This window comes from Streptomyces sp. NBC_01446, assembly GCF_026340095.1.
Classification (GTDB): Bacteria; Actinomycetota; Actinomycetes; order Streptomycetales; family Streptomycetaceae; genus Streptomyces; species Streptomyces aureus.
The window spans coordinates 6,765,040-6,788,268 of the sequence record NZ_JAPEPO010000001.1 but is presented as its reverse complement, the minus strand read 5'-3'; the positions used below and the strand labels follow the sequence as shown (position 1 = coordinate 6,788,268).

The 23,229-nt window shown below is 70.3% G+C and carries 22 protein-coding genes; 1 reads left to right on the top strand and 21 read right to left on the bottom strand.

Translation table 11 applies throughout. The features are described 5' to 3' along the window. Window positions 1-232: 232 nt before the first annotated feature. The 12 genes from coaBC to pyrR form a co-directional block, all read right to left on the bottom strand. Window positions 233-1,483, bottom strand: a complete 1,251-nt coding sequence (gene coaBC / locus OG456_RS30550) for a bifunctional phosphopantothenoylcysteine decarboxylase/phosphopantothenate--cysteine ligase CoaBC (RefSeq protein ID WP_266566602.1) — start codon at window positions 1,481-1,483, stop codon at window positions 233-235. 131 nt (window positions 1,484-1,614) lie between these two features. Further along, window positions 1,615-1,887, bottom strand: a complete 273-nt coding sequence (gene rpoZ / locus OG456_RS30545; RefSeq protein ID WP_005319902.1) for a DNA-directed RNA polymerase subunit omega — start codon at window positions 1,885-1,887, stop codon at window positions 1,615-1,617. Window positions 1,888-1,978: 91 nt separating this feature from the next. After that, entirely contained in the window at window positions 1,979-2,536 is a 558-nt protein-coding gene (gene gmk / locus OG456_RS30540; RefSeq protein ID WP_266566600.1) for a guanylate kinase, read from the bottom strand. Between the two features lie 58 nt (window positions 2,537-2,594). Further along, a complete protein-coding gene (locus tag OG456_RS30535) occupies window positions 2,595-2,918 on the bottom strand; it encodes an integration host factor (protein ID WP_026246651.1) in 324 nt (107 codons plus the stop codon). A gap of 480 nt (window positions 2,919-3,398) precedes the next feature. Continuing rightward, entirely contained in the window at window positions 3,399-4,244 is an 846-nt protein-coding gene (gene pyrF / locus OG456_RS30530) for an orotidine-5'-phosphate decarboxylase (protein WP_266566598.1), read from the bottom strand. Further along, window positions 4,241-5,350: a quinone-dependent dihydroorotate dehydrogenase gene (locus OG456_RS30525; protein WP_266566596.1), complete on the bottom strand. Its 1,110-nt coding sequence runs from the start codon at window positions 5,348-5,350 to the stop codon at window positions 4,241-4,243. The genes pyrF and OG456_RS30525 overlap by 4 nt, the downstream gene beginning before the upstream one ends. Window positions 5,351-5,407: 57 nt before the next feature. Further along, a complete protein-coding gene (carB, locus tag OG456_RS30520) occupies window positions 5,408-8,716 on the bottom strand; it encodes a carbamoyl-phosphate synthase large subunit (RefSeq protein ID WP_266566594.1) in 3,309 nt (1,102 codons plus the stop codon). Continuing rightward, window positions 8,709-9,860: a glutamine-hydrolyzing carbamoyl-phosphate synthase small subunit gene (gene carA, locus OG456_RS30515; RefSeq protein ID WP_266566592.1), complete on the bottom strand. Its 1,152-nt coding sequence runs from the start codon at window positions 9,858-9,860 to the stop codon at window positions 8,709-8,711. The genes carB and carA overlap by 8 nt, the downstream gene beginning before the upstream one ends. Continuing rightward, window positions 9,857-10,486 carry a hypothetical protein gene (locus OG456_RS30510; protein WP_266566590.1) on the bottom strand — a complete coding sequence of 210 codons (630 nt, stop codon included), beginning with the start codon at window positions 10,484-10,486 and terminating at the stop codon, window positions 9,857-9,859. The genes carA and OG456_RS30510 overlap by 4 nt, the downstream gene beginning before the upstream one ends. Beyond that, window positions 10,483-11,769 carry a dihydroorotase gene (locus tag OG456_RS30505; protein ID WP_116503419.1) on the bottom strand — a complete coding sequence of 429 codons (1,287 nt, stop codon included), beginning with the start codon at window positions 11,767-11,769 and terminating at the stop codon, window positions 10,483-10,485. Before OG456_RS30505 ends, OG456_RS30510 begins: the two co-directional genes overlap by 4 nt. A 5-nt stretch (window positions 11,770-11,774) precedes the next feature. Beyond that, window positions 11,775-12,752, bottom strand: a complete 978-nt coding sequence (locus OG456_RS30500; RefSeq protein WP_100597419.1) for an aspartate carbamoyltransferase catalytic subunit — start codon at window positions 12,750-12,752, stop codon at window positions 11,775-11,777. Window positions 12,753-12,833: 81 nt separating this feature from the next. Beyond that, complete coding sequence (gene pyrR / locus OG456_RS30495) at window positions 12,834-13,409, bottom strand: bifunctional pyr operon transcriptional regulator/uracil phosphoribosyltransferase PyrR (RefSeq protein WP_266566587.1); 576 nt, start codon at window positions 13,407-13,409, stop codon at window positions 12,834-12,836. Window positions 13,410-13,652: 243 nt separating this feature from the next. Here pyrR and bldD point away from each other — a divergent pair, with 243 nt between their 5' ends. Further along, window positions 13,653-14,153, top strand: coding sequence for a transcriptional regulator BldD (bldD, locus tag OG456_RS30490; RefSeq protein WP_100597417.1), 501 nt, complete (start codon window positions 13,653-13,655; stop codon window positions 14,151-14,153). Between the two features lie 297 nt (window positions 14,154-14,450). On the opposite strand, the gene nusB is transcribed toward bldD, so the two are convergent. The 9 genes from nusB to mltG form a co-directional block, all read right to left on the bottom strand. Continuing rightward, entirely contained in the window at window positions 14,451-14,885 is a 435-nt protein-coding gene (nusB, locus tag OG456_RS30485) for a transcription antitermination factor NusB (RefSeq protein ID WP_100597416.1), read from the bottom strand. 2 nt (window positions 14,886-14,887) lie between these two features. Then, the gene (gene efp / locus OG456_RS30480; RefSeq protein ID WP_266566568.1) at window positions 14,888-15,454 is read right to left on the bottom strand and encodes an elongation factor P; all 567 of its coding nucleotides are present in this window, start codon (window positions 15,452-15,454) and stop codon (window positions 14,888-14,890) included. A 51-nt stretch (window positions 15,455-15,505) separates the two neighbouring features. Then, on the bottom strand, window positions 15,506-16,624 hold the full coding sequence (locus OG456_RS30475) for an aminopeptidase P family protein (protein ID WP_266566566.1): 1,119 nt from the start codon (window positions 16,622-16,624) through the stop codon (window positions 15,506-15,508). A 102-nt stretch (window positions 16,625-16,726) separates the two neighbouring features. Continuing rightward, a complete protein-coding gene (locus OG456_RS30470) occupies window positions 16,727-17,683 on the bottom strand; it encodes a Pro-rich N-terminal domain-containing protein (protein WP_266566564.1) in 957 nt (318 codons plus the stop codon). Between the two features lie 123 nt (window positions 17,684-17,806). Further along, window positions 17,807-18,901 carry a 3-dehydroquinate synthase gene (gene aroB / locus OG456_RS30465; RefSeq protein WP_266566562.1) on the bottom strand — a complete coding sequence of 365 codons (1,095 nt, stop codon included), beginning with the start codon at window positions 18,899-18,901 and terminating at the stop codon, window positions 17,807-17,809. Further along, on the bottom strand, window positions 18,898-19,380 hold the full coding sequence (locus tag OG456_RS30460; protein WP_323136413.1) for a shikimate kinase: 483 nt from the start codon (window positions 19,378-19,380) through the stop codon (window positions 18,898-18,900). The genes aroB and OG456_RS30460 overlap by 4 nt, the downstream gene beginning before the upstream one ends. 29 nt (window positions 19,381-19,409) lie before the next feature. Next, window positions 19,410-20,594: a chorismate synthase gene (gene aroC, locus OG456_RS30455; protein WP_266566558.1), complete on the bottom strand. Its 1,185-nt coding sequence runs from the start codon at window positions 20,592-20,594 to the stop codon at window positions 19,410-19,412. Between the two features lie 144 nt (window positions 20,595-20,738). Next, complete coding sequence (locus OG456_RS30450) at window positions 20,739-21,563, bottom strand: shikimate dehydrogenase (protein ID WP_266566556.1); 825 nt, start codon at window positions 21,561-21,563, stop codon at window positions 20,739-20,741. Continuing rightward, on the bottom strand, window positions 21,563-23,221 hold the full coding sequence (mltG, locus tag OG456_RS30445) for an endolytic transglycosylase MltG (RefSeq protein WP_266566554.1): 1,659 nt from the start codon (window positions 23,219-23,221) through the stop codon (window positions 21,563-21,565). Before mltG ends, OG456_RS30450 begins: the two co-directional genes overlap by 1 nt. Window positions 23,222-23,229: the final 8 nt, after the last annotated feature.

Below are 23,229 nucleotides of genomic sequence, written 5' to 3'. Positions count from 1 at the left end.
CAGCGGCTGCTGGCTGATCATTTGCGGACGGCCGGGGGCTGCGCCCGGCGTCGTCCGTGACCAGTTTATCGGTCACTCTCGGCCGTCGGACCACGCGTCTCGCCACTTGGGAGCGCTGTGACCAGCGGCACTGCATTCTGCGGTACGACGATCGCTCTTAGGAAGAGGCGAAGGTGTCCGAATTGTAAGTGTTCTATGCGGTTCGGGGCCTCCGCTGGAGCGAAAGTGGCATTCACTCGCCGTCGTAGATCCCCTCCTGGGCCCGCGCGTCGCCGATGGGCAGCAGCCGGACGACCTCGTCCCAGATCGTGTCGGAGAGCACTTCCTTCGGGCCGTACGGAACCGGGGTCTCGCTGCCGTCCGCGCCGAGCAGGACGGCCTCGTTCTCCTCGGAGCCGAAGGTCTTGCGCTCCCCCACCTCGTTGACGACGAGCAGGTCACAGCCCTTGCGGGCCAGTTTCTTGCGGCCGTTGGCCAGGACGTCGTCCGTCTCGGCGGCGAATCCGACGACGATCTGCCCGGGGCGCGGCCGGTCCGCCGAGAGCTCGGCGAGGATGTCCGGATTACGGACCAGGACGATGGGCTCCGGCTCCTGCCCGTCCTTCTTCTTGATCTTTCCTGTGGCGTACGTCTCGGGGCGGAAGTCGGCCACCGCCGCCGCCATGACCACCACGTCCGCCTCCGGCGCCGCCTCGAGGACGGCCTCGCGCAGCTGTACGGCCGTCCCGACGTGGACGACGTCGACGCCGGCCGGGTCGGGCAGCGTCGCGTTCGCCGCCAGGAGAGTGACGCGGGCACCGCGAGCGACCGCCGTGCGCGCGAGGGCGTACCCCTGCTTGCCCGAGGAGCGGTTGCCGAGGAAGCGGACCGGGTCGAGGGGCTCGCGGGTGCCGCCGGCGCTGATGACGACGTGACGTCCGGCGAGGTCCTGGACGGTCGCGTGAACGCCGCGCGCGAGGACCCGGCGTACGCATTCGAAGATCTCCACCGGGTCGGGGAACCGGCCCTTGCCCGTGTCGACGCCGGTGAGGCGGCCGACGGCGGGTTCGATGACGAGGGCGCCGCGGCGGCGGAGCGTGGCCACGTTCTCCCGCGTCGCCGGGTGCTCCCACATCTCCGTGTGCATGGCGGGGGCGAAGACGACCGGACAACGGGCGGTCAGGAGCGTGTTCGTGAGGAGGTCGTCGGCCAGGCCGTGCGCGGCCTTGGCAAGCATGTCGGCGGTGGCGGGCGCGACGATCACGAGGTCGGCGTGCTGCCCGATGCGGACGTGCGGGACCTCATGGACGGACTCCCACACCTCGGTCGAGACCGGGTTGCCCGACAGCGCCGACCAGGTCGCCTCGCCCACGAAGTGCAGGGCGGACTCGGTCGGCACGACGCGTACGTCATGTCCCGACTCGGTCAGCCGGCGCAGGAGTTCGCACGCCTTGTAGGCGGCGATTCCGCCGCTGACCCCCAGAACGACCTTGGGCTTGTCCACCGTCCGTGCCTCCCCGCACTCGGATTCCCGCACCCGGGAACCTACGACTCCCCTCGGAGACGTACGACTCCATGACACACCACAGGCCCGACAGTCGCACTGCCGAGCCTGCGATGAAGAAACTTGATTGATTACTGAGCCGGACCCTCGATGGCCTCGGACGTCAGCAGCCCCGCGTTGATCTCGCGGAGCGCGATCGAGAGCGGCTTCTCGTGGACGTGGGTGTCCACCAGCGGGCCGACGTACTCGAGCAGGCCCTCACCGAGCTGCGAGTAGTACGCGTTGATCTGGCGCGCGCGCTTGGCGGCGTAGATCACGAGGCTGTACTTCGAGTCGGTCGCCTCGAGCAGCTCATCAATCGGCGGGTTGATGATGCCCTCGGGCGCGGTAATGGAAGAGGACACTCTCTGCCTTCCGATGGGATTGAAGATCACATGTGATCAGGAAAACGCGGGATTGCTCCGGCGCAATTCGAGATCACAAATAGATCGAAGATCAAACAACTCTCATCAAGGCTAGCAGCTCGCGGGCCACGTCCTCGACAGAGGTGTTGACCAGGGTCGTATCGAACTCGGCCTCGGCGGCGAGCTCGATCTTGGCGGCCGCGAGTCTGCGCTCGATCACCTCGGGAGCCTCGGTCCCCCGGCCGGTGAGCCGGCGGACCAGCTCCTCCCAGCTCGGCGGGGCGAGGAAGACCAGCTGGGCTTCCGGCATCGACTCGCGGACGAGCCTGGCGCCCTGGAGATCGATCTCGAGGAGGACGAGTTCGCCCGACTCGAGACGGTCCAGTACGGCCCGGCGGGGGGTCCCGTACCGGTTGCCCGCGAACTCGGCCCACTCCAGCAGCTCGCCGTTGGCGATCAGCTTGTCCATTTCCTCGTCGGTGACGAAGAAGTAGTGGACACCGTGCTTCTCGCCGGGGCGCGGCTTGCGGGTGGTGGCTGAAACCGACAGCCAGACCTCGGGGTGTTCCTTGCGCATATGAGCGACGACCGTGCTCTTGCCGACCCCGGAGGGGCCGGAGAGCACGGTCAGCCGCGGACGTTCACTCATGCAGCGATTATTCCAGCTATCCCCGCGTGCCCGGACCAGTCGGTCCGGGCACGGAGGACTAGGCGCCGGTGCTGCCGAACTCGCGCTCCAGGGACGCGATCTGGTTGGAACCGAGTCCGCGCACACGGCGGCTCTCGGAAATTCCGAGCCGCTCCATGATCTGCTTGGCGCGGACCTTGCCCACGCCCGGGAGGGACTCAAGGAGGGCGGAGACCTTCATCTTGCCGATGACGTCGTTCTCCTGACCCTGCTTGATGACCTCGTGCAAGGAGGCGCCGGAGTGCTTGAGTCGATTCTTGACCTCGGCCCGCTCCCGGCGAGCCGCGGCGGCCTTTTCGAGCGCGGCTGCGCGCTGTTCAGGGGTAAGGGGCGGAAGAGCCACGCCTACGTCACCTCGGATGTCGAACTGTCGGATACGGACCGTGAGGAACCTAGTCGCCCCTCACCTGCGGAGCAACGAGCAAAGTGCTCGCCCGTTTCTCCCCCACTGCCTTGAGAGCGTGGGAGGTGCCCCCACTCGACGGAGACTAGCGGCCAGGACCGCCTGAGTCAGCGAGAACAGACGAAAAGTCCTGGTCAGCCTCCGTCGAGCCAGACATTACAGACATATGACCCCGGATTTCTGCCCGGATCCGGATGCGAGGCCCTCCCCGAGGCCCCACTGAAACATCACGGAATGGTCAAGGAGGCTCTCGACGGCCCCCGCGAGGACCGTTTTCGCACCTCGGCAGCACCTCTCAGCGCCTCTCAGCACCAAGAACAGCTGCGAATCCGTGACCTGGTGCCCGCATTCCGGATGCCTCACGGGCATGCAGAAGGCCCCCGCACGCGCGTGCGGGGGCCTTCTGGCGTTCGGAGCGGGTCAGGCGGCGACGACCGCCGCGCGGACCTCGTCGGCGAAACGGACCGACGCCTCGCGCAGGGCGGCGACCGACGGGCCGGCCTTCAGGACGGCGCGGCTGACGTTCGGGACGACGTTGCGCGCGGCCGAGCCGAAGACGCCGGGCAGATCCGCCGGGGTCGCGCCCTGGGCGCCGATGCCCGGGGCGAGGAGCGGACCGTTGATGTCCAGGTCGTAGGAGGACAGGTCCCCGAGCGTCGCCCCGACGACGGCGCCGAACGAGCCCATGGGCGTCTCGTCGGCGTTCTCCTCGGCGAGGTGGGCGAGCATCGTCGCGCCCACGTTGCGCCCGTCGGCCCGTACGGCGTGCTGGACCTCGCCGCCCTCCGGGTTCGAGGTGAGGGCGAGGACGAAGAGCCCGGCGCCGGACTCGCGGGCCAGGTCGACGGCCGGCTTCAGGGACCCGTAGCCGAGGTACGGCGAGACGGTCAGGGCGTCCGAGAAGAGCGGGGAGTCCTTGTGCAGGAAGGTCTCCGCGTACGCGGCCATGGTGGAGCCGATGTCGCCGCGCTTGGCGTCCATGACGACGAGCGTGCCGGCGGCGCGCAGGTCCGCGACGGCGCGCTCCAGGACGGCGACGCCGCGCGAGCCGAAGCGCTCGAAGAACGCCGACTGCGGCTTGACGACGGCGACGGTGTCGGCGAGCGCCTCGACCGAGATCCGCGTGAAGCGCTCCAGGCCGTCGATGTCGTCGTTCAGGCCCCACGCCGACAGCAGCGCCGCGTGCGGGTCGATGCCGACGCAGAGCGGGCCACGCTCGTCCATGGCGCGGCGCAGGCGGGCGCCGAAGGGTTCGAGAACCGTCATGCGTGGGCCTTCTTCACGTCGGCGCCGACGGCGTCGGCGAGGGTGGCGTACGGCGAGGTGTTCAGGCGGGCGGCGAGGCCCTTGTGGAGGGCGCGGGCGTAGAACGGGCCCTCGTAGATGAAGGCGCTGTAGCCCTGGACGAGGGTGGCACCGGCGAGGATGCGCTGCCAGGCGTCCTCGGCGTTCTCGATGCCGCCGACGCCCACCAGGGTGATCCGGTCGCCCACGCGCGCGTAGAGGCGCCTGAGGACCTCCAGGGAGCGTGCCTTGAGGGGCGCGCCGGACAGGCCGCCGGTCTCCTTCACGAGGGACGGGTCGGAGGTCAGACCGAGGCCGTCGCGCGCGATGGTGGTGTTCGTGGCGATGATCCCGTCGAGGCCGAGCTCCACCGCCAGGTCGGCGACGGCGTCGACGTCCTCGTCGGCCAGGTCGGGGGCGATCTTCACCAGGAGGGGGACGCGGCGCGAGGTGACGGTGCGGTCGGCGGCCTCGCGCACGGCGGTCAGGAGCGGGCGCAGCGCCTCGGTGGCCTGGAGGTTGCGCAGGCCGGGCGTGTTCGGCGAGGAGACGTTCACGACGAGGTAGTCGGCGTGGGCGGCGAGCCGCTCGGTCGACTTCACGTAGTCGCCGGCCGCCTCCTCCTCGGGCACGACCTTGGTCTTGCCGATGTTCACGCCGACGGTGGCCCTGAAGGCGGGCTTGCGGGCCGCCAGGCGCTCCGCCACGGCCGCGGAGCCCTCGTTGTTGAAGCCCATGCGGTTGATCAGCGCCCGGTCCGGCACGAGGCGGAACAGGCGCTTCTTGGGGTTGCCGGGCTGCGGCTCGCCCGTGACGGTGCCGATCTCGATGTGGTCGAAGCCGAGCATCGTCATGCCGTCGATCGCGACGGCGTTCTTGTCGAAGCCGGCGGCGAGCCCGAACGGGCCGTGCATGCGCAGGCCGAAGGCCTCCGTGCGCAGTTCCTTGTGGCGGGGCGCGAGGACGGCCGCGACGAACGTGCGGAGCACGGGGACGCGGGCCGCGAGGCGGATCCAGCGGAAGGCCAGGTAGTGGGCCTTCTCCGGATCCATGCGCTTGAAGACGAGGTTGAAGAAGAGTTTGTACATCGTGGGTGTCCTCACACGGAGGGGGACACCGTTTCCGATGTCCCCCTCAGTGGGCTGCTAGTCGCGGGCCGCGGTCAGGTGTTCCGCGTGTTCCTGGAGTGAACGGACGCCCACGTCACCGTGGTTGAGGGCGTCGATGCCCTGTACGGCGGCCGCGAGGGCCTGCACCGTGGTCAGGCACGGGACGCTGCGCGCCACCGCCGCCGTACGGATCTCGTAGCCGTCGAGGCGGCCGCCCGTGCCGTACGGGGTGTTGACGATGAGGTCGACCTGGCCGTCGTGGATGAGCTGGACGATCGTCTTCTCGCCGTTCGGGCCCTCGCCCTCGCTGAGCTTGCGCACGACCGTGGCGTTGATGCCGTTGCGGCGCAGCACCTCGGCGGTGCCGGACGTGGCGAGCAGCTCGAAGCCGTGCGCGACGAGCTCGCGCGCCGGGAAGATCATCGTGCGCTTGTCCCGGTTGGCGACCGAGATGAACGCGCGGCCCTTCGTCGGCAGCGGGCCGTACGCGCCGGCCTGCGACTTGGCGTACGCCGTGCCGAAGACCGAGTCGATGCCCATGACCTCGCCGGTGGAGCGCATCTCCGGGCCGAGGACGGTGTCCACGCCGCGTCCGTGGACGTCGCGGAAGCGGCTCCACGGCATCACGGCCTCCTTGACGGAGATCGGCGCGTCCAGCGGCAGGGTGCCGCCGTCGCCGGTCTTCGGGAGCAGGCCCTCCGCGCGCAGCTCGGCCACGGTCGCGCCGAGCGAGATGCGCGCGGCGGCCTTGGCGAGCGGCACCGCGGTCGCCTTCGAGGTGAAGGGGACGGTGCGCGAGGCACGCGGGTTCGCCTCGAGGACGTACAGGATGTCGCCGGCCATGGCGAACTGGATGTTGATCAGGCCGCGGACGCCGACGCCCTTGGCGATGGCCTCGGTGGAGGCGCGCAGGCGCTTGATGTCGAAGCCGCCCAGCGTGATCGGGGGCAGGGCGCATGCCGAGTCGCCGGAGTGGATACCGGCCTCCTCGATGTGTTCCATGACGCCGCCGAGGTAGAGCTCGTGACCGTCGTAGAGCGCGTCCACGTCGATCTCGATCGCGTCGTCGAGGAAGCGGTCGACGAGGACGGGGCGGGACGGCGAGATCTCCGTGGACTCCTCGATGTACGAGGCGAGGCGGGTCTCGTCGTACACGATCTCCATGCCGCGGCCGCCGAGGACGTACGACGGGCGGACGAGGACCGGGTAGCCGATCTCGTCGGCGATGGCCTTGGCCTCGGAGAAGGTGGTCGCCGTGCCGTGCTTGGGCGCGGGCAGTCCGGCCTCGGCGAGGACGCGGCCGAAGGCGCCGCGGTCCTCGGCGGCGTGGATGGCCTCGGGCGGGGTGCCCACGACCGGTACGCCGTTGTCCTTGAGCGCCTGCGCCAGGCCCAGCGGGGTCTGGCCGCCGAGCTGGACGACGACGCCCGCGATCGGGCCCGCGAGGGACTCCGCGTGGACGATCTCCAGGACGTCCTCGAGCGTCAGCGGCTCAAAGTACAGGCGGTCGGAGGTGTCGTAGTCCGTGGACACGGTCTCCGGGTTGCAGTTGACCATCACGGTCTCGTAGCCGGCGCCGCTCAGGGCGAAGGAGGCGTGGACGCAGGAGTAGTCGAACTCGATGCCCTGGCCGATGCGGTTCGGACCGGAGCCCAGGATGATCACCGCGGGCTTGGTGCGCGGCGCGACCTCGGTCTCCTCGTCGTACGAGGAGTAGAAGTACGGGGTCTTCGCGGCGAACTCGGCGGCGCAGGTGTCGACCGTCTTGTAGACCGGACGGACGCCGAGCGCGTGCCTGACCTCGCGGACGACGTCCTCGCGCAGGCCGCGGATCTCGGCGATCTGGGCGTCGGAGAAGCCGTGCCGCTTGGCCTCGGCGATCAGGTCGACGTCGAGGCGCTCGGCGGCGGCCAGCTCGTCGGCGAGCTCCTTGATGAGGAAGAGCTGGTCGACGAACCAGGGGTCGATCTTCGTGTACTCGAAGACCTCTTCCTGGGTGGCGCCGGCGCGGATGGCCTGCATGACGGTGTTGATGCGGCCGTCGGTCGGGCGGACGGCCTCGGCCAGGAGCGCGGCCTTGTCGCCGGGCTCGCCGACGAAGGTGAACTGGCTGCCCTTCTTCTCCAGGGAGCGCAGCGCCTTCTGGAGGGCCTCGGTGAAGTTGCGGCCGATCGCCATGGCCTCGCCCACCGACTTCATGGTGGTGGTGAGGGTGGAGTCGGCGGACGGGAACTTCTCGAAGGCGAAGCGCGGGGCCTTCACGACCACGTAGTCGAGCGTCGGCTCGAAGGAGGCCGGCGTCTTCTCGGTGATGTCGTTCGGGATCTCGTCGAGCGTGTAGCCGACGGCCAGCTTGGCGGCGATCTTGGCGATCGGGAAGCCGGTGGCCTTCGACGCGAGCGCCGAGGAGCGGGAGACGCGCGGGTTCATCTCGATGACGATGATCCGGCCGTCGGCCGGGTCGATCGCGAACTGGATGTTGCAGCCGCCGGTGTCGACGCCGACCTCGCGGATGATCGCGATGCCGATGTCGCGCAGCCGCTGGTACTCGCGGTCGGTGAGCGTCATCGCCGGGGCCACGGTGATCGAGTCACCCGTGTGGACGCCCATCGGGTCGAAGTTCTCGATGGAGCAGACGACCACGACGTTGTCGTTCTTGTCGCGCATCAGCTCGAGCTCGTACTCCTTCCAGCCGAGGATGGACTCCTCCAGGAGCACCTCGGTGGTGGGAGACAGGGTCAGGCCCTGGCCGGCGATGCGGCGCAGCTCCTCCTCGTCGTGCGCGAAGCCGGAGCCCGCGCCGCCCATCGTGAAGGAGGGGCGGACGACGACAGGGTAGCCGCCGAGCGTGTCGACGCCCTTGATGACGTCGTCCATGGTGTGGCAGATGACCGAGCGGGCGGACTCGCCGTGGCCGATCTTGGCGTTGACGGCCTCGACGACGCCCTTGAAGAGGTCGCGGTCCTCGCCCTTGTTGATGGCCTCGACGTTGGCGCCGATGAGCTCGACGCCGTACTTCTCGAGGACGCCGTTCTCGTGCATGGAGATCGCGGTGTTGAGCGCGGTCTGGCCACCGAGGGTGGGCAGGAGCGCGTCGGGGCGCTCCTTGGCGATGATCTTCTCGACGAACTCGGGGGTGATCGGCTCGACGTACGTGGCGTCGGCGATCTCCGGGTCGGTCATGATCGTCGCCGGGTTGGAGTTCACGAGGATGACCCGCAGGCCCTCGGCGCGCAGGATGCGGCAGGCCTGGGTGCCCGAGTAGTCGAACTCGGCGGCCTGGCCGATGACGATCGGTCCGGAACCGATGACCAGGACGGACTGGATATCGGTGCGCTTAGGCACGCTGGGCTCCCTTTTCTGACATGAGCTCTACGAAGCGGTCGAACAGGTAGGCCGCGTCGTGCGGGCCCGCCGCTGCCTCGGGGTGGTACTGGACGCTGAATGCCGGCTGGTCGAGGAGGTGGAGCCCCTCGACGACCTGGTCGTTCAGGCAGACGTGGGAGACCTCGGCGCGGCCGAAGGGGGTGTCGGAGACCTTGTCGAGCGGGGCGTCGACGGCGAATCCGTGGTTGTGCGCGGTGACCTCGACCTTGCCCGTCGTGCGGTCCTGCACCGGCTGGTTGATGCCGCGGTGGCCGTACTTCAGCTTGTAGGTGCCGAAGCCGAGGGCGCGGCCGAGGATCTGGTTGCCGAAGCAGATGCCGAACAGCGGGGTCTTCCGGGAGAGGACCTCCCGCATGACCGCGACGGGGCCGTCGGCGGTGGCCGGGTCGCCCGGGCCGTTGGAGAAGAACACGCCGTCGGGCTGGACGGCGTAGATGTCCTCGGCCGTGGCCGTCGCGGGCAGCACGTGCACCTCGATGCCGCGCTCGGCCATCCGGTGCGGGGTCATGCCCTTGATGCCGAGGTCGACGGCGGCGACGGTGAAGCGCTTCGCACCGATCGCGGGGACGACGTACGTCTCCTTGGTGGCGACCTCTGCGGCGAGGTTCGCGCCCTTCATCTCGGGCGCCTGGCGCACCTCGGCGAGCATCGTGCCGTCGTCGGGCAGCGCGTTGCCGGAGAAGATGCCGACGCGCATGGCGCCGCGCTCGCGCAGGTGGCGGGTGAGGGCGCGGGTGTCGATGCCGCTGATGCCGACGACGCCCTGCTTGCGCAGCTCCTCGTCGAGGGAGCGCCGCGAACGCCAGTTGGAGGGCACGCGCGCGGGGTCCCGCACGACGTAACCCGCGACCCAGATCTGCTTCGACTCGGGGTCCTCGTCGTTCACGCCGGTGTTGCCGACGTGCGGGGCGGTCATCACGACGACCTGGCGGTGGTACGACGGGTCGGTCAGCGTCTCCTGGTAACCGGTCATGCCGGTGTTGAACACCGCCTCGCCGAAGGTCTCCCCCACGGCCCCGTAGGCGCGGCCGCGGAAGATGCGGCCGTCCTCCAGGACGAGTACGGCGGGAGCGTTGGCGGCTCCCCGGGTGGAGGTCGTCATCGTGCGGTGCCTTCCGTCGTGATGGTCGTGCTGTTCATGCTGCTTGTGTTGTTCGTACTGCTGGTGCTGTTCGTATCGATCACGTTGTTGAGGGTCTCGACCCACTCGGCCTGCTCCGCTGCGTGGTCGGAGCGGAAGCCGGAGTCGATCAGCTTGTCCCCGTGCCCCCAGGTGACGATCAGGAGACCGCCCTCCGTGAGGACCTTGCCGGCGATGCCCTTGTCGAGCCGGGCCTCGCGCAGCTGTGCGCCGGGGATGAAGAAGTCCGTGGCTCCGGGGCGTACGACGTCCAGACCCGCGTCCGTGAGCGTGAGCTCGACGCGGCTGCGGGTGCCGAGGCCGTGCGCCACGATGCGGTCGAGCCACTGCCCCGCGGTCGTGGAGCCGTGGTACCGGCCGCTCAGCTCAAGTCTGGCCGGACCCGGCGCGGACGGCGCGGCGGGGAGCGGCGGCAGGTCGCCCTGGAGGGTGCCGCGCCACGTCCACCCCTGGCGCATCAGCCAGTAGACGAGCGCGATGAAGAGGAGCAGTCCGACGATCCAGCCGATCCGGTCGGGCCAGTCCGTCACGTCCGCCGACTTCTGTTCGGCGGCGAGCACTGCCAGTGGTTGCGTCAGTCGTGTCACGCGAGCTTCCCGTCGACGAGCGTGGCCTTGCCCCGCAGCCACGTGTGCGTGACGCGCCCGGGCAGCTCACGCCCTTCGTAGGGCGTGTTGCGGCTGCGCGAGGCGAAGCCGGCGGGGTCCACGGCTCCACGGTAATCGGCGTCGACCAGGACGAGGTTCGCGGGCTCACCTGCCGAGACGGGCCGTCCGTGGCCGTTGGCCCGGCCGATCTGCGCCGGCTTGACGGACATGCGGTCGGCCACGCCGGCCCAGTCGAGCAGCCCGGTCTCGACCATCGTCTGCTGCACGACGGACAGGGCGGTCTCGAGCCCGACCATGCCCATGGCGGCCGCGGCCCACTCGCAGTCCTTGTCCTCGTGCGGGTGCGGGGCGTGGTCGGTGGCGACGATGTCGATCGTGCCGTCGGCGAGCGCCTCGCGCAGGGCCATGACGTCGCGCTCGGTGCGCAGCGGCGGGTTGACCTTGTAGACGGGGTTGTACGTGCGCACCATCTCGTCGGTGAGGAGCAGGTGGTGCGGGGTGACCTCGGCGGTCACGTCGATGCCGCGGGACTTGGCCCAGCGCACGATCTCGACGCTGCCGGCCGTGGACAGGTGGCAGATGTGCACGCGGGAGCCGACGTGCTCGGCGAGCAGCACATCGCGGGCGATGATCGACTCCTCGGCGACGGCGGGCCAGCCGCCGAGTCCGAGCTCGGCCGAGACGATGCCCTCGTTCATCTGGGCGCCCTCGGTGAGACGGGGCTCCTGCGCGTGCTGGGCGACGACGCCGCCGAAGGCCTTCACGTACTCCAGGGCGCGGCGCATGATCACCGCGTCGTCGACGCACTTGCCGTCGTCGGAGAAGACGGTGACGCCGGCGGCGGACTCGTGCATGGCGCCGAGCTCGGCGAGCTTCTTGCCCTCCAGACCGACGGTGACGGCGCCGATGGGCTGTACGTCGCAGTAGCCGGACTCCTGGCCGAGCCGGTAGACCTGCTCGACGACGCCGGCGGTGTCGGCGACCGGGAAGGTGTTGGCCATGGCGAACACGGCGGTGTAGCCACCGGAGGCGGCGGCCCGGGTGCCGGTGAGGACGGTCTCGGAGTCCTCGCGGCCCGGCTCGCGCAGGTGGGTGTGCAGGTCGACGAGGCCCGGCAGGAGGACCTTGCCGCCGGCCTCGACGACCTCGGCGCCCTCGGCGGACAGGCCGGTGCCGACCGCCTCGATGACGGAGCCGTCGATCAGGACGTCCTGCTGCTCGCCGCCGAGCACCTTCGCACCACGGATAAGGATCTTGCTCATGGTTCTTACTTCTCCTCGGTACGGGTGTGGGTGACGGCGGGCTCGTTGCCGCCCAGAAGCAGGTACAGGACGGCCATGCGGATGGAGACGCCGTTGGCGACCTGCTCGATGACCGTGCAGCGGTCGGAGTCGGCGACCTCGGCGGTGATCTCCATGCCGCGGACCATCGGGCCCGGGTGCATCACGATGGCGTGCTCGGGCATCTTCGCCATGCGGTCGCCGTCCAAGCCGTAGCGCCGCGAGTACTCGCGCTCGGTCGGGAAGAAGGCGGCGTTCATCCGCTCGCGCTGGACGCGCAGCATCATGACGGCGTCGGACTTCGGCAGGGTGCTGTCGAGGTCGTACGAGACCTCGCAGGGCCAGGTCTCGACGCCGACCGGGACGAGGGTGGGCGGGGCGACGAGGGTGACCTCGGCGCCGAGGGTGTGCAGCAGGTCCACGTTCGAGCGGGCGACGCGGCTGTGCAGGACGTCCCCGACGAGCGTGATGCGCTTGCCCTCGAGGTCCTTGCCGAGTCCGGCGTCGCGGCCGACGAGGCGGCGGCGCATCGTGAACGCGTCGAGGAGTGCCTGCGTGGGGTGCTGGTGGGTGCCGTCGCCCGCGTTGATGACCGGGGCGTCGATCCAGCCCGAGGTGGCGAGGCGGTAGGGCGCGCCGGAGGCACCGTGCCGGATGACGACGGCGTCGACGCCCATCGCCTCCAGGGTCTGGGCGGTGTCCTTGAGGGACTCGCCCTTGGAGACGCTGGACCCCTTGGCGGCGAAGTTGATGACGTCCGCGGAGAGGCGCTTCTCGGCGGCCTCGAAGGAGATCCGGGTGCGGGTCGAGTCCTCGAAGAAGAGGTTGCAGATCGTGCGGCCGCGCAGGGCGGGCAGCTTCTTGATCGGCCGGTCGGCGACCCGGGCCATCTCCTCGGCGGTGTCGAGGATGAGGACGGCGTCGTCGCGGGTGAGGTCGGCGGCCGAGATGAGGTGTCGCATCATCGGGGAGGCTCCGTAGGAAAGTTCAGGAGTATTCGGGCATACGGGCGCGCGGTGGCACCCTCAGGGTCGGGCTGAGGGTGGCTACTGCTCGCCGGCCGGAGCGGTCCGCTTGGCGCCGAGCAGCACGGAGTCGCGTCCGTCCTCCTCGGCGAGCTGGACCTTGACCGTCTCCCGCAGCGACGTGGGGAGGTTCTTGCCGACGTAGTCGGCTCGAATGGGGAGTTCGCGGTGGCCGCGGTCGACGAGGACCGCGAGCTGCACGGCGCGGGGGCGCCCGATGTCGTTCAGGGCGTCGAGTGCGGCGCGGATGGTGCGGCCGGAGAAGAGCACGTCGTCGACGAGGACGACGAGGCGGCCGTCGATGCCGTCGGCGGGGATCTCCGTGCGGGCCAGCGCACGCGGCGGGTGCATGCGCAGGTCGTCGCGGTACATGGTGATGTCGAGGGAGCCGACCGGGATCTTCTGTCCGGTGATCTCTTCGAGCTTGTCCGCGAGCCGGCGGGCCAGGAAGACGCCGCGGGTGGGAATGCCCAGGAGCACGACGTCTTCGGCGCCCTTGGCGCGCTCGACGATCTCGTGAGCGATGCGGGTCATTACCCGCGCGATGTCGGGGCCCTCGAGTACGGGGCGTGCCTCATCGGAGCTGCTGATGTCCATAAAAAACGGACCCCCTTCTCCGCCTCACGGGACGGACCTTAAAGGACGTCGGATTTGCGCCATCAACGGTACCAGGCCCGCAACGCCACTGATCACCCCCCTGGAGGTGCGAGACACGCCGTTCCGAGGGATGGTCGGTAACGGACCACTCGGCTTGACGCAGCCAAGTAACGCTGCGTAACCTCACAGTGAGTTACCAGCCACGCGGCGGAGCCGCACGTTGATACAGCGTCCGGGAGCTATATGTCCAGCGAATACGCCAAACAGCTCGGGGCCAAGCTCCGCGCCATCCGCACCCAGCAGGGCCTTTCCCTCCACGGTGTCGAGGAGAAGTCCCAGGGACGCTGGAAGGCGGTCGTGGTCGGTTCGTACGAGCGCGGCGACCGTGCCGTGACCGTGCAGCGCCTCGCCGAGCTGGCGGACTTCTACGGGGTGCCGGTGCAGGAGCTCCTGCCGGGCACCACGCCGGGCGGTGCGGCCGAGCCCCCGCCGAAGCTCGTTCTCGACCTGGAGCGCCTGGCCCACGTCCCGCCGGAGAAGGCGGGTCCCCTGCAGCGCTACGCGGCGACGATCCAGTCCCAGCGCGGTGACTACAACGGCAAGGTGCTGTCGATCCGCCAGGACGACCTGCGCACCCTCGCCGTCATCTACGACCAGTCGCCCTCGGTTCTCACCGAGCAGCTCATCAGCTGGGGCGTCCTGGACGCCGACGCGCGTCGCGCTGTCGCTCACGACGACCTCTGACAGACAGAAGTCGGCAGAAACGTCACGCCGGAGGGGCGGGCCCGCGTTTTCGCGGCCCGCCCCTCCGGCGCTCTCGTGCCCTGCCGCACCGTGTCCCGCAGCCGCCCCCGTGCGCCGCAGTCCGGCAGTGTCCCGGGGTCCCGGAGTCCCGGAGTCCCGGAGTCCCGGAGTCCCGGAGTCCCGGAGTCCCGGAGTCCCGGAGTCCCGGAGTCCCGGAGTCCCGGAAAAGCATCAGGCCCGGAGCGGAACACTGTTCAGTGTTCCGCTCCGGGCCTGATGGCTGTCGCTGTCTGCCTGCTACGCCTCGTCGCGGCGCAGCGTCGGCTTCAGGTCCTTGAAGCGGCCCAGAAGCCCGTTGACGAAGGCCGGGGAATCGTCCGTGGAGAACTCCTTGGCGAGCTGCACGGCCTCGTCGAGCACCACGGCGTCCGGGGTGTCGTCGACCCAGACGAGCTCGTAGGCGCCCAGGCGCAGGATGTTGCGGTCGACGACCGGCATCCTGTCCAAGGTCCACCCGACGGCGTACTGCGAGATGAGCTCGTCGATACGCGCGGTCTTGCGCGCGTATCCCTCGACCAGCTCCATCGTGTACTCGCTGACCGGCGGCTGCCGGGTGTCGGACCGGGAGTGCCGGATCCAGTCCGCGAGGACCGTCTGGACGTCGACTCCGCGCTGGTCTGCCTCGAAAAGGATCTGGAAGGCGCGCTTGCGGGCCGTGTTGCGAGCAGCCACGGTTAGCTGTTCACCCGGCCGAGGTAGTCGCTCGTGCGGGTGTCGACCTTGATCTTCTCGCCGGTCGTGATGAAGAGCGGCACCTGGATCTGGTGGCCGGTCTCCAGCGTGGCGGGCTTGGTGCCACCGGTGGAGCGGTCGCCCTGGACGCCCGGCTCGGTCTCCTGGACGACGAGCTCGACGGCGGCCGGCAGCTCGACGAAGAGCACCTCGCCCTCGTGCTGCGCGACGGAGGCGGTGAAGCCCTCGATCAGGAAGTTGGCGGCGTCACCGACAGACTTGCGGTCGACCATGAGCTGGTCGTACGTCTGCATGTCCATGAAGACGAAGTACTCGCCGTCCATGTACGAGAACTGCATGTCGCGCTTGTCGATCGTGGCCGTCTCGACCTTGACGCCGGCGTTGAAGGTCTTGTCGACGACCTTCCCGGAGAGCACGTTCTTGAGCTTGGTGCGCACAAAGGCAGGGCCCTTGCCGGGCTTGACGTGCTGGAACTCGACGACGGACCAGAGCTGGCCCCCGTCGAGCTTGAGCACCAGGCCGTTCTTGAGGTCGTTCGTGGAAGCCACGGTTGCGGAATCTCCTGGACTGACGATGGACGACCCCGGGGGCGCGCGCCGTTACAGCGCGAGCAGCTCCTTGGTCGTAATGGTGAGTAGCTCGGGTCCGCCGTCCGCCTCGGGGCGCACGACGAGCGTGTCATCGATCCGGACACCGCCCCGGCCCGGGAGGTGGACCCCCGGTTCGACGGTGACCGGCACACAAAGGTCCAGTTTACCCATGGCCGCGGGGGCCAACTGCGGCTCCTCGTCGATTTCGAGTCCGACACCGTGTCCGGTGAGCTGTGAGAGGCCGTCCGCGTACCCCGCGGAGTCCAGTACGTGGCGTGCCGCACGGTCCACCTCACGGCACTCGGCGCCGGGTGTGAGGCTCTCCCGGGCGGCCCTCTGGGCTGCGAAGACCAGGTCATACAGGTCGATCTGCCAGTCCGCGGGCGAGGTGCCGATGACGAACGTACGGCCGATCTCACAGCGGTATCCGCGGTAGGCGGCGCCGAGGCAGACCGAGAGGAAGTCGCCCTCTTCGACGCGGCGATCGGTGGGGCGGTGGGCGCCACGGCCCGAGTTCGGCCCGGTACCGACCGAGGTCGGGAAGGCGGGGCCGTCGGCGCCGTGGTCGACCAGGCGGCGCTCCAGTTCCAGGGCGAGATGGCGTTCGGTGCGGCCGACGAGGATCGATTCGAGCAGTTCACCGAGGGCCTGGTCGGCGATCTCGGCGGCGATGCGCAGGCAGGAGATCTCTTCCTCGTCCTTGACGAGCCGCAGCTGCTCCACGGCGCCGCCCAGGTCGGCGAGGCGCAGCCGGGGAGCCACGGAGCCGAGCGCTCGGTGCCTGGCCACAGTCAGATGGTGTTCCTCCACGGCCAGCGAATCCGCCCCCAGGGAGAGCGCGACCTCGGCGGCGGCGACGGCGGGGTCCCCGCCGGGCGCATCGAGCACCTGGATGCGCAGCGACTCGTCGGGCCGCCCCTCGGCGGGCTGCTCGCTGGGCGGCGTCCCGCACATCAGGACGTCGCCTTCGGCGTCGGGGCCCTTCCCCAGCAGGACCACGGCGCCGTGGGGCGCCGCGCCCGCGAGATAGCGAACGTTGGCGGGGCGCGAGACGAGGACGGCCGCACTGCCGCCCGCCGCAGCGCGCTCCCTCAGCCGGTCCCTACGGGCCGCGTACACCTCTGACATGAACCGAGCGTACGAGCGGTGGGGGAACGCGGCCCGGTCAGCGCGTCCGGACGAGCGGCGAGGAGGCCCGTCCAGGGGGCTGTGCGGCGGGCCGAGGGCCCACTACCACTGGGGCGGGCTCGCGATCGAGCGGGCGAGTACGTCGTCCAGGACGCGGGCCGTGGTGGGCACGTCCATCTGGGAGTTGTCGATGATGGGCAGGCCCGAGCCGTACCAGCCGGCCATGCGGCCGTGGATGCGGGCGACCTCCTCGTCCGTGAGGCGGCGGTTCCCGCTGCGCTCCGCGTTGCGCTCGAGGACGATCTCCAGGCCGGGGAGCAGCACCACGGGCAGCAGGCCGGGGCCCACGTGCCGCTTCCAGCCGCCGAGACCCACGACCGGGCGGTCCGGGAAGACGGCGTCGTCGAGGACGCACGAGATGCCGTTGGCCAGGAAGTTGCGCGCGGCGAAGCCGCAGGTGCGGCGGGCGAGGCGGTACTGGGCCTCGGAGTGGTCGTTCCACCCCGACTGCGGGTCGGCGAAGCCGGAGCGCACCCACTCGCGTACGTCGTCGAGGCTGATGTGGGCCGTGGGGACGCGGCGCTGATCCGCCCAGTACTTGGCGACGCTCGTCTTGCCGGCGCCGGCGGGGCCGATGAGCAGGACGGCGAGCGTCGTGGCGGTGGCGTCGGCGGTGCCGGCCGCGGGCGGCGGGCTCGGCATGGCGACGGGGCCGCCGGGCGGGAGCTGCACATGCCCCGTGGTGTCCCGCGAGGGGGGCGGGGCGTGCTGAGGGACGCCCGGATGCGGGTGCTGCCCCTGCGGCGGCGGGCTGTGCGGGGCCTGGGGATGCGGGGCGGGTTGGTGCGGGGCGGGCGCCGGAGCGTGCGGCGCGGGTGCGTGCGGGGCCGGGCCCGAGGGGCCGGGTGGGCCCGCGAAGCCCGGCGCAGGCGGTGGCGGACCCGCCGGTCCGGGGCCCGGGTGGGCGCCCGGGTGATGCGCGGCCTGGGACCAGCCGGCGGCCGGTCCGTGCCCCGGCTGAGGGGGCGGCGGCAGCGGCGAACCCACTGCGTGCTGCATCCGGTGCGACTCCGTCTCGTACAGGCAACTGGCGCCGGCGAACAAGGCGCTACCGAACGGTACCTTCCCCGGCCGCCGTTGTGTGAACGGCCGGGGAGGTCGCGAAGTGCCCGATGACGGGCGCTATTCGGCCACTTCGCCGTACGCCGCGAGGAGCACGGCCGGGTCGGGTCCTTCGAGGACCGTCGGCTTGGCGAGGCCGTCGAGGACGATGAACCGCAGCAGGTTGCCGCGGGACTTCTTGTCGACCTTCATGTTCTCCAGGAGCTTGGGCCACTGGTCGTAGCGGTAGCTCAGGGGCAGCCCGACCGACTGGAGGACGGTGCGGTGCCGGTCGGCGGTCGCGTCGTCCAGGCGTCCGGCGAGACGGCCGAGTTCGGCGGCGAAGTGCATGCCGACGGAGACGGCGGCGCCGTGCCGCCACTTGTAGCGCTCGTTCTTCTCGATGGCGTGCGCGAGGGTGTGCCCGTAGTTGAGGATCTCGCGCAGGCCCGACTCCTTGAGGTCACCGGAGACGACCTCGGCCTTGACCTTGATGGAGCGCTCGATGAGCTCGGCGGTGTGCGGGCCCTGCGGGGAGCGCGCCGCCTCGGGGTCGGACTCGATCAGGTCGAGGATCACCGGGTCGGCGATGAAGCCGGCCTTGATGATCTCCGCGAGGCCGGACACGAAGTCGTTGACGGGAAGCGAGTCGAGGGCCGCGAGGTCGCAGAGCACGCCGGCCGGCGGGTGGAAGGACCCCACGAGGTTCTTGCCCTCGGCGGTGTTGATCCCGGTCTTGCCGCCGACGGCCGCGTCCACCATGCCGAGCACGGTGGTCGGCACGGCGATCCAGCGCACCCCGCGCAGCCAGGTCGCGGCCACGAACCCGGCGAGGTCCGTGGTGGCGCCGCCGCCCACGCCGACGATGACGTCGGTGCGGGTGAAGCCGGACTGGCCGAGCGCCTTCCAGCAGTAGGCGGCGACCTCGGCGGTCTTGGCCTCCTCGGCGTTGGGCACCTGGATGGCGACGACCTCGAAGCCCTGGTCGGCGAGGTCGCCACGCAGCGCCTCACCGGTCTCGGCGAGCGCCTCGGGGTGGATGATCGCGACGCGCTGGGCGGACTCGCCGATCAGACCGCCGAGTTCGCCGAGGAGCTGACGTCCGACGAGGACCTCGTACGGGTCGGTGCCCGCCGTGCCGCCGACCTGGATCCGGGTCACCTGTTGTTCGGTCATGCCTTCTTCAACTCCAGGGCGTCGAGGACCGCGCGGGCGACCTCTTCGGGGGTGCGGTCGTCGGTGGGTACGACGACGCGGGCGACTTCGGTGTACAGGTGGCGGCGGGCCTCCATCAGCTCGCGCCACTGGCGGCGCGGGTTGACGGCGAGCAGCGGCCGGGCCGTATTGAGGCCGGTCCGCTTGACCGCCTCCTCGACGTCCATCGACAGATAGACGACGGGGAGCGAAGCCAGCAGCGCGCGCGTCGACTCGTCGAGGATCGCTCCGCCGCCGAGCGCGAGCACACCTTGGTGCTCGGCGACGGCTTCGCGTACGGCCTGCCGTTCGAGTTCGCGGAAGCGGGGCTCGCCCTCGTCCACGAAGATGTCCGCGATGGGGCGGCCCTGGGCGGCCACGATGTCCGCGTCGGTGTCCCGGTAGGGGGAGCCCAGCCACTCGGCGAGCAACTCCCCCACCGTGGACTTGCCGACGCCCATGGGGCCGACGAGTACGACCAGCGGGCCGGTCACCGGATCTGGAGGTTGTCGAGGTACGACTGCACGTTGCGCCGGGTCTCGGGGACGCTGTCGCCGCCGAACTTCTCCGCGACCGCGTCGGCGAGCACGAGCGCGACCATGGCCTCGGCGACGATGCCGGCGGCCGGGACCGCGCACACGTCGGAGCGCTGGTGGTGGGCCTTCGCGGCCTCGCCGGTCGCCACGTCGATGGTGGCGAGCGCCTTCGGGACCGTCGCGATCGGCTTCATCGCGGCGCGCACACGCAGCAGTTCACCGGTGGTGAGGCCGCCCTCGGTGCCGCCGGAGCGGCCCGACGTGCGCTTGATGCCGTCGTCCGTGGTCACGATCTCGTCGTGCGCCTTCGAACCGGGCACGCGCGCGAGCTCGAAGCCGTCGCCGACCTCGACACCCTTGATGGCCTGGATGCCCATGAGGGCCCCCGCGAGCCGGGCGTCGAGACGCCGGTCCCAGTGCACGTGCGAGCCGAGGCCCACCGGCACGCCGTAGGCGAGGACCTCGACGACGCCGCCGAGGGTGTCGCCGTCCTTGTGGGCCTGGTCGATCTCCGCGATCATCGCCTTCGACGCGTCCGCGTCCAGGCAGCGCACCGGGTCGGCGTCGAGCTTGTCGACGTCGGCCGGGGTCGGGTACACGCCGTAGGGCGCCTTGGCGCTCGCCAGCTCGGTGACGTGGCTGACGATCTCGATGCCGGCCGTCTCCTTGAGGTAGGAGCGGGCGATGGCGCCGAGCGCGACGCGGGCCGCCGTCTCACGGGCGGAGGCGCGCTCCAGGATCGGCCGGGCCTCGTCGAAGCCGTACTTCTGCATACCGGCGAGGTCGGCGTGACCGGGGCGGGGCCGGGTCAGCGGCGCGTTGCGCGCCAGACCGGCGAGGATCTCGGGGTCGACCGGGTCGGCCGACATGACCTGCTCCCACTTGGGCCACTCGGTGTTGCCCACCATGACCGCGACCGGCGAACCCATGGTCAGGCCGTGGCGCACGCCGCCGAGGAAGGTCACCTCGTCACGCTCGAACTTCATCCGCGCGCCGCGTCCATAGCCGAGCCGCCGCCGGGCCAGGTGGTCCGCCACCATCTCCGTGGTGATCGGCACGCCGGCGGGAAGTCCCTCCAGCGTCGCGACAAGTGCGGGTCCGTGGGACTCCCCAGCGGTCAGCCAGCGCAACCTGCTCAACGGTGCTCCTCTTGCTCGCGCCTCGAACTGCGATGGCGCGGCCGGGTGCGCGGCCCTGGCCCGCCACCCCCGATCCTCCCACGTCCGCGCACCCGACCCGGCCCCCGGTCCATCAGACGGACGCCGGGGCGGACACGGCCCGGGTCAGGCGGCGAGCGCCCGCTCCCCGGCCCGGCGCATCGCACCGAGCGGCGCCGGGGCGCGTCCCGTCATCTGCTCGACCTGGAGGACGGCCTGGTGCACCAGCAGGTCGAGCCCGCTGACGACCGCCCCGCCGTACCCGGACCAGCGGGCCGCGAGCTGTGTCGGCCAGGGGTCGTAGAGGACGTCGAAGAGGGTGCCGGGCCGTTCGGGGATGTCGGCGGCGAGGGCGTCCGTGGTCCCGGCGGGCGTCGTGGCGACGACCAGCGGCGCGGTAAGGGCACGCGCCGCGTCCGACCACTTCCCGATCTTCACGTCCACGTCGAGCCGCTCGCCCCACTCCCGCATCTCGGCGGCACGGGCGTCACTGCGTACGTACGCGACGATCTCGCCGGTGCAGATCCGCGACAGGGCGGCGAGCGCGGAGGAGGCGGTGGCACCCGCGCCCAGGATCGCGGCGGACTCGACCTTGTCGATGCCGCGCTCGGCGAGGGCGGCGACCATGCCGGGGATGTCGGTGTTGTCACCGACCTTGTGCCCGTCCTCGGTGAGGACGACGGTGTTGACGGCCTCGACGGAGGCGGCCGTGTCACTGATCGTGTCGAGCAGCGGGATCACCGCGCGCTTCAGCGGCATGGTCAGCGAGAGGCCCGCCCACTCGGGCCCGAGCCCGGCCAGGAAGTCGGGCAGGGCGACCTCGTCGACCTCGAAGCGGTCGTAGGACCAGTCCGTCAGGCCCAATTCCTCGTACGCGGCGCGGTGCAGCACCGGGGAAAGGGAGTGAGCGATGGGCGACCCGAGTACGGCCGCCCTTCTGCTTGCTGACATCAGTTCTTCCTCGACGCGTTCCACTTGTCGACCAGCTTCTGGTGTTCCTCGTTCGTCTTCGTGAACTCGCTGGTCTTGCCGTCCATCGAGATGAAGTAGTACCAGCCGTCGCTGGTCGGGGCGACCGCGCCCTTCAGAGCCTCCTCACCCGGGTTTCCGATCGGCCCGGGCGGCAGGCCCTTGTAGTAGTACGTGTTGTAGCGGTTGTCGTACTTGCGCAGCGCGGTGAGGCTCAGGTCGATCTTGCTCTGGTTCTTGACGTAGTTGTATGTGGAGTCGAACTCCAGCATTCCGTTCGTCTGCTCGTTGCCGGGCTTGAGACGGTTGTAGACGACCTCGGCCATCTTGCGGAAGTCGTCGTGGCTCGTGCCCTCGGCCTGAGCGAGGCTCGCCACCGTGATCAGCTGCCACGGACTGTCGAGGCCAAGGCTCTTGGCCTTCTTCTCGACGCCGTAGGCCTCGTACGTCTCGGTCGCCCGCGACACCATCTGCTTCAGGACCGTCTCGGGCTTTGCGCCCTTGGCGACGCCGTAGCTGGACGGGTAGAGGAACCCTTCCAGGGGGTCCTTCACATTCGGCTCGTTCATGGCCCAGGAGGGCAGTCCGAGCTTCTTGTAGTCCTTCTTCGCGACCTTTTGCGTCGTGCCCTTGGCGACGCCGAGCCGCCTGTCGATCTGCTCGTAGACCCACACGTTGCGGCGGCCCTCGGCGATGATCAGGTTGTTCCGGCTGCCCGGGCTGAGCATCATCTCGACCGCGCTTTGGGCCGACATTTCCTTCTCCAGCGTGTATCCGCCGTCCTGAATGGACTTGCCCCGCGGATTCTGCTCCTGCGCCGATACGAAGGCGTCCACGCTCTTGATGACACCCGCGTCCTTCAGGCGCTGGCCGATGACATACCCGCCCGCGCCCTTGGGAATGTCCACGGAAACGTGTTCGCCATTTCCGGACCCCGCGTAATCCGGCGCCGATCCGAAACGGTTCTGATAGAACTGATAGCCGAAATAGCCGACACCGCCGACACCGCCCACGAAGATCACGGTGAGGACCAGGCAGGCGCATCCGCTGCGCCGCTTCTTCGGCTTCTTGCCGCCCCGGCCACGGCGGCCGCCCCGGTCGCGCGGGTCGTCGTAGTCGTCGCCGTCGTCATCGCCGCCACCGGCGAAGAAGGCGTGCTCGCCCTGGTCGGGGCCCGGGTCCCAGTTCGTCTCCGGCTCCGCGGCGGCCCCGCGCCGGCCGGGCGGCTCCGGCGGCGGGTACGCGTCGGGGGTGCCGTAGAGATCCGGCTGCTCACCGCCGTACGCGGCAGGCTGCGGCTGACCGCCGTACGGGTCCACCGGGTCGGCGTTGTACGGGACATGGCCGTGCTGACCGGTGTCCCAGCCGCCACCCTGCGGCTGACCGCCGTACTGCTGACCGCCGCCGTACTGCTGCTGGCCGTACTGGTCGTGCTGACCGGTGCCCCACTCGCCGCCGTACTGCTGCGGCTGCTGCTGGTGGGACTGAGGATGCTGCTGCGGCTGCTGAGGGTGGTACTGCCCCTGGCCGCCGTAGGCAGGCTGGCCGTCGGCGGCCTGCTGCCCCCACCCCTGGTCCCCGTACAGCGGGTCCTCGGGGTGCCACGGTTCGGAGCCAGGGCCCCGGCCATACTCAGTCATCGATCCCC

Excerpts from the sequence above, each read along its gene's own strand:
- gmk (WP_266566600.1), bottom strand. The coding sequence starts at position 2,536 with ATGAGTGAACGTCCGCGGCTGACCGTGCTCTCCGGCCCCTCCGGGGTC.
- pyrF (WP_266566598.1), bottom strand. The coding sequence starts at position 4,244 with ATGACGGTTCTCGAACCCTTCGGCGCCCGCCTGCGCCGCGCCATGGAC.
- OG456_RS30525 (WP_266566596.1), bottom strand. The coding sequence starts at position 5,350 with ATGTACAAACTCTTCTTCAACCTCGTCTTCAAGCGCATGGATCCGGAG.
- carA (WP_266566592.1), bottom strand. The coding sequence starts at position 9,860 with ATGACGACCTCCACCCGGGGAGCCGCCAACGCTCCCGCCGTACTCGTC.
- OG456_RS30505 (WP_116503419.1), bottom strand. The coding sequence starts at position 11,769 with ATGAGCAAGATCCTTATCCGTGGTGCGAAGGTGCTCGGCGGCGAGCAG.
- OG456_RS30500 (WP_100597419.1), bottom strand. The coding sequence starts at position 12,752 with ATGATGCGACACCTCATCTCGGCCGCCGACCTCACCCGCGACGACGCC.
- pyrR (WP_266566587.1), bottom strand. The coding sequence starts at position 13,409 with ATGGACATCAGCAGCTCCGATGAGGCACGCCCCGTACTCGAGGGCCCC.
- bldD (WP_100597417.1), top strand. The coding sequence starts at position 13,653 with ATGTCCAGCGAATACGCCAAACAGCTCGGGGCCAAGCTCCGCGCCATC.
- OG456_RS30475 (WP_266566566.1), bottom strand. The coding sequence starts at position 16,624 with ATGTCAGAGGTGTACGCGGCCCGTAGGGACCGGCTGAGGGAGCGCGCT.
- OG456_RS30470 (WP_266566564.1), bottom strand. The coding sequence starts at position 17,683 with ATGCAGCACGCAGTGGGTTCGCCGCTGCCGCCGCCCCCTCAGCCGGGG.
- aroB (WP_266566562.1), bottom strand. The coding sequence starts at position 18,901 with ATGACCGAACAACAGGTGACCCGGATCCAGGTCGGCGGCACGGCGGGC.
- OG456_RS30460 (WP_323136413.1), bottom strand. The coding sequence starts at position 19,380 with ATGGGCGTCGGCAAGTCCACGGTGGGGGAGTTGCTCGCCGAGTGGCTG.
- OG456_RS30450 (WP_266566556.1), bottom strand. The coding sequence starts at position 21,563 with ATGTCAGCAAGCAGAAGGGCGGCCGTACTCGGGTCGCCCATCGCTCAC.
- mltG (WP_266566554.1), bottom strand. The coding sequence starts at position 23,221 with ATGACTGAGTATGGCCGGGGCCCTGGCTCCGAACCGTGGCACCCCGAG.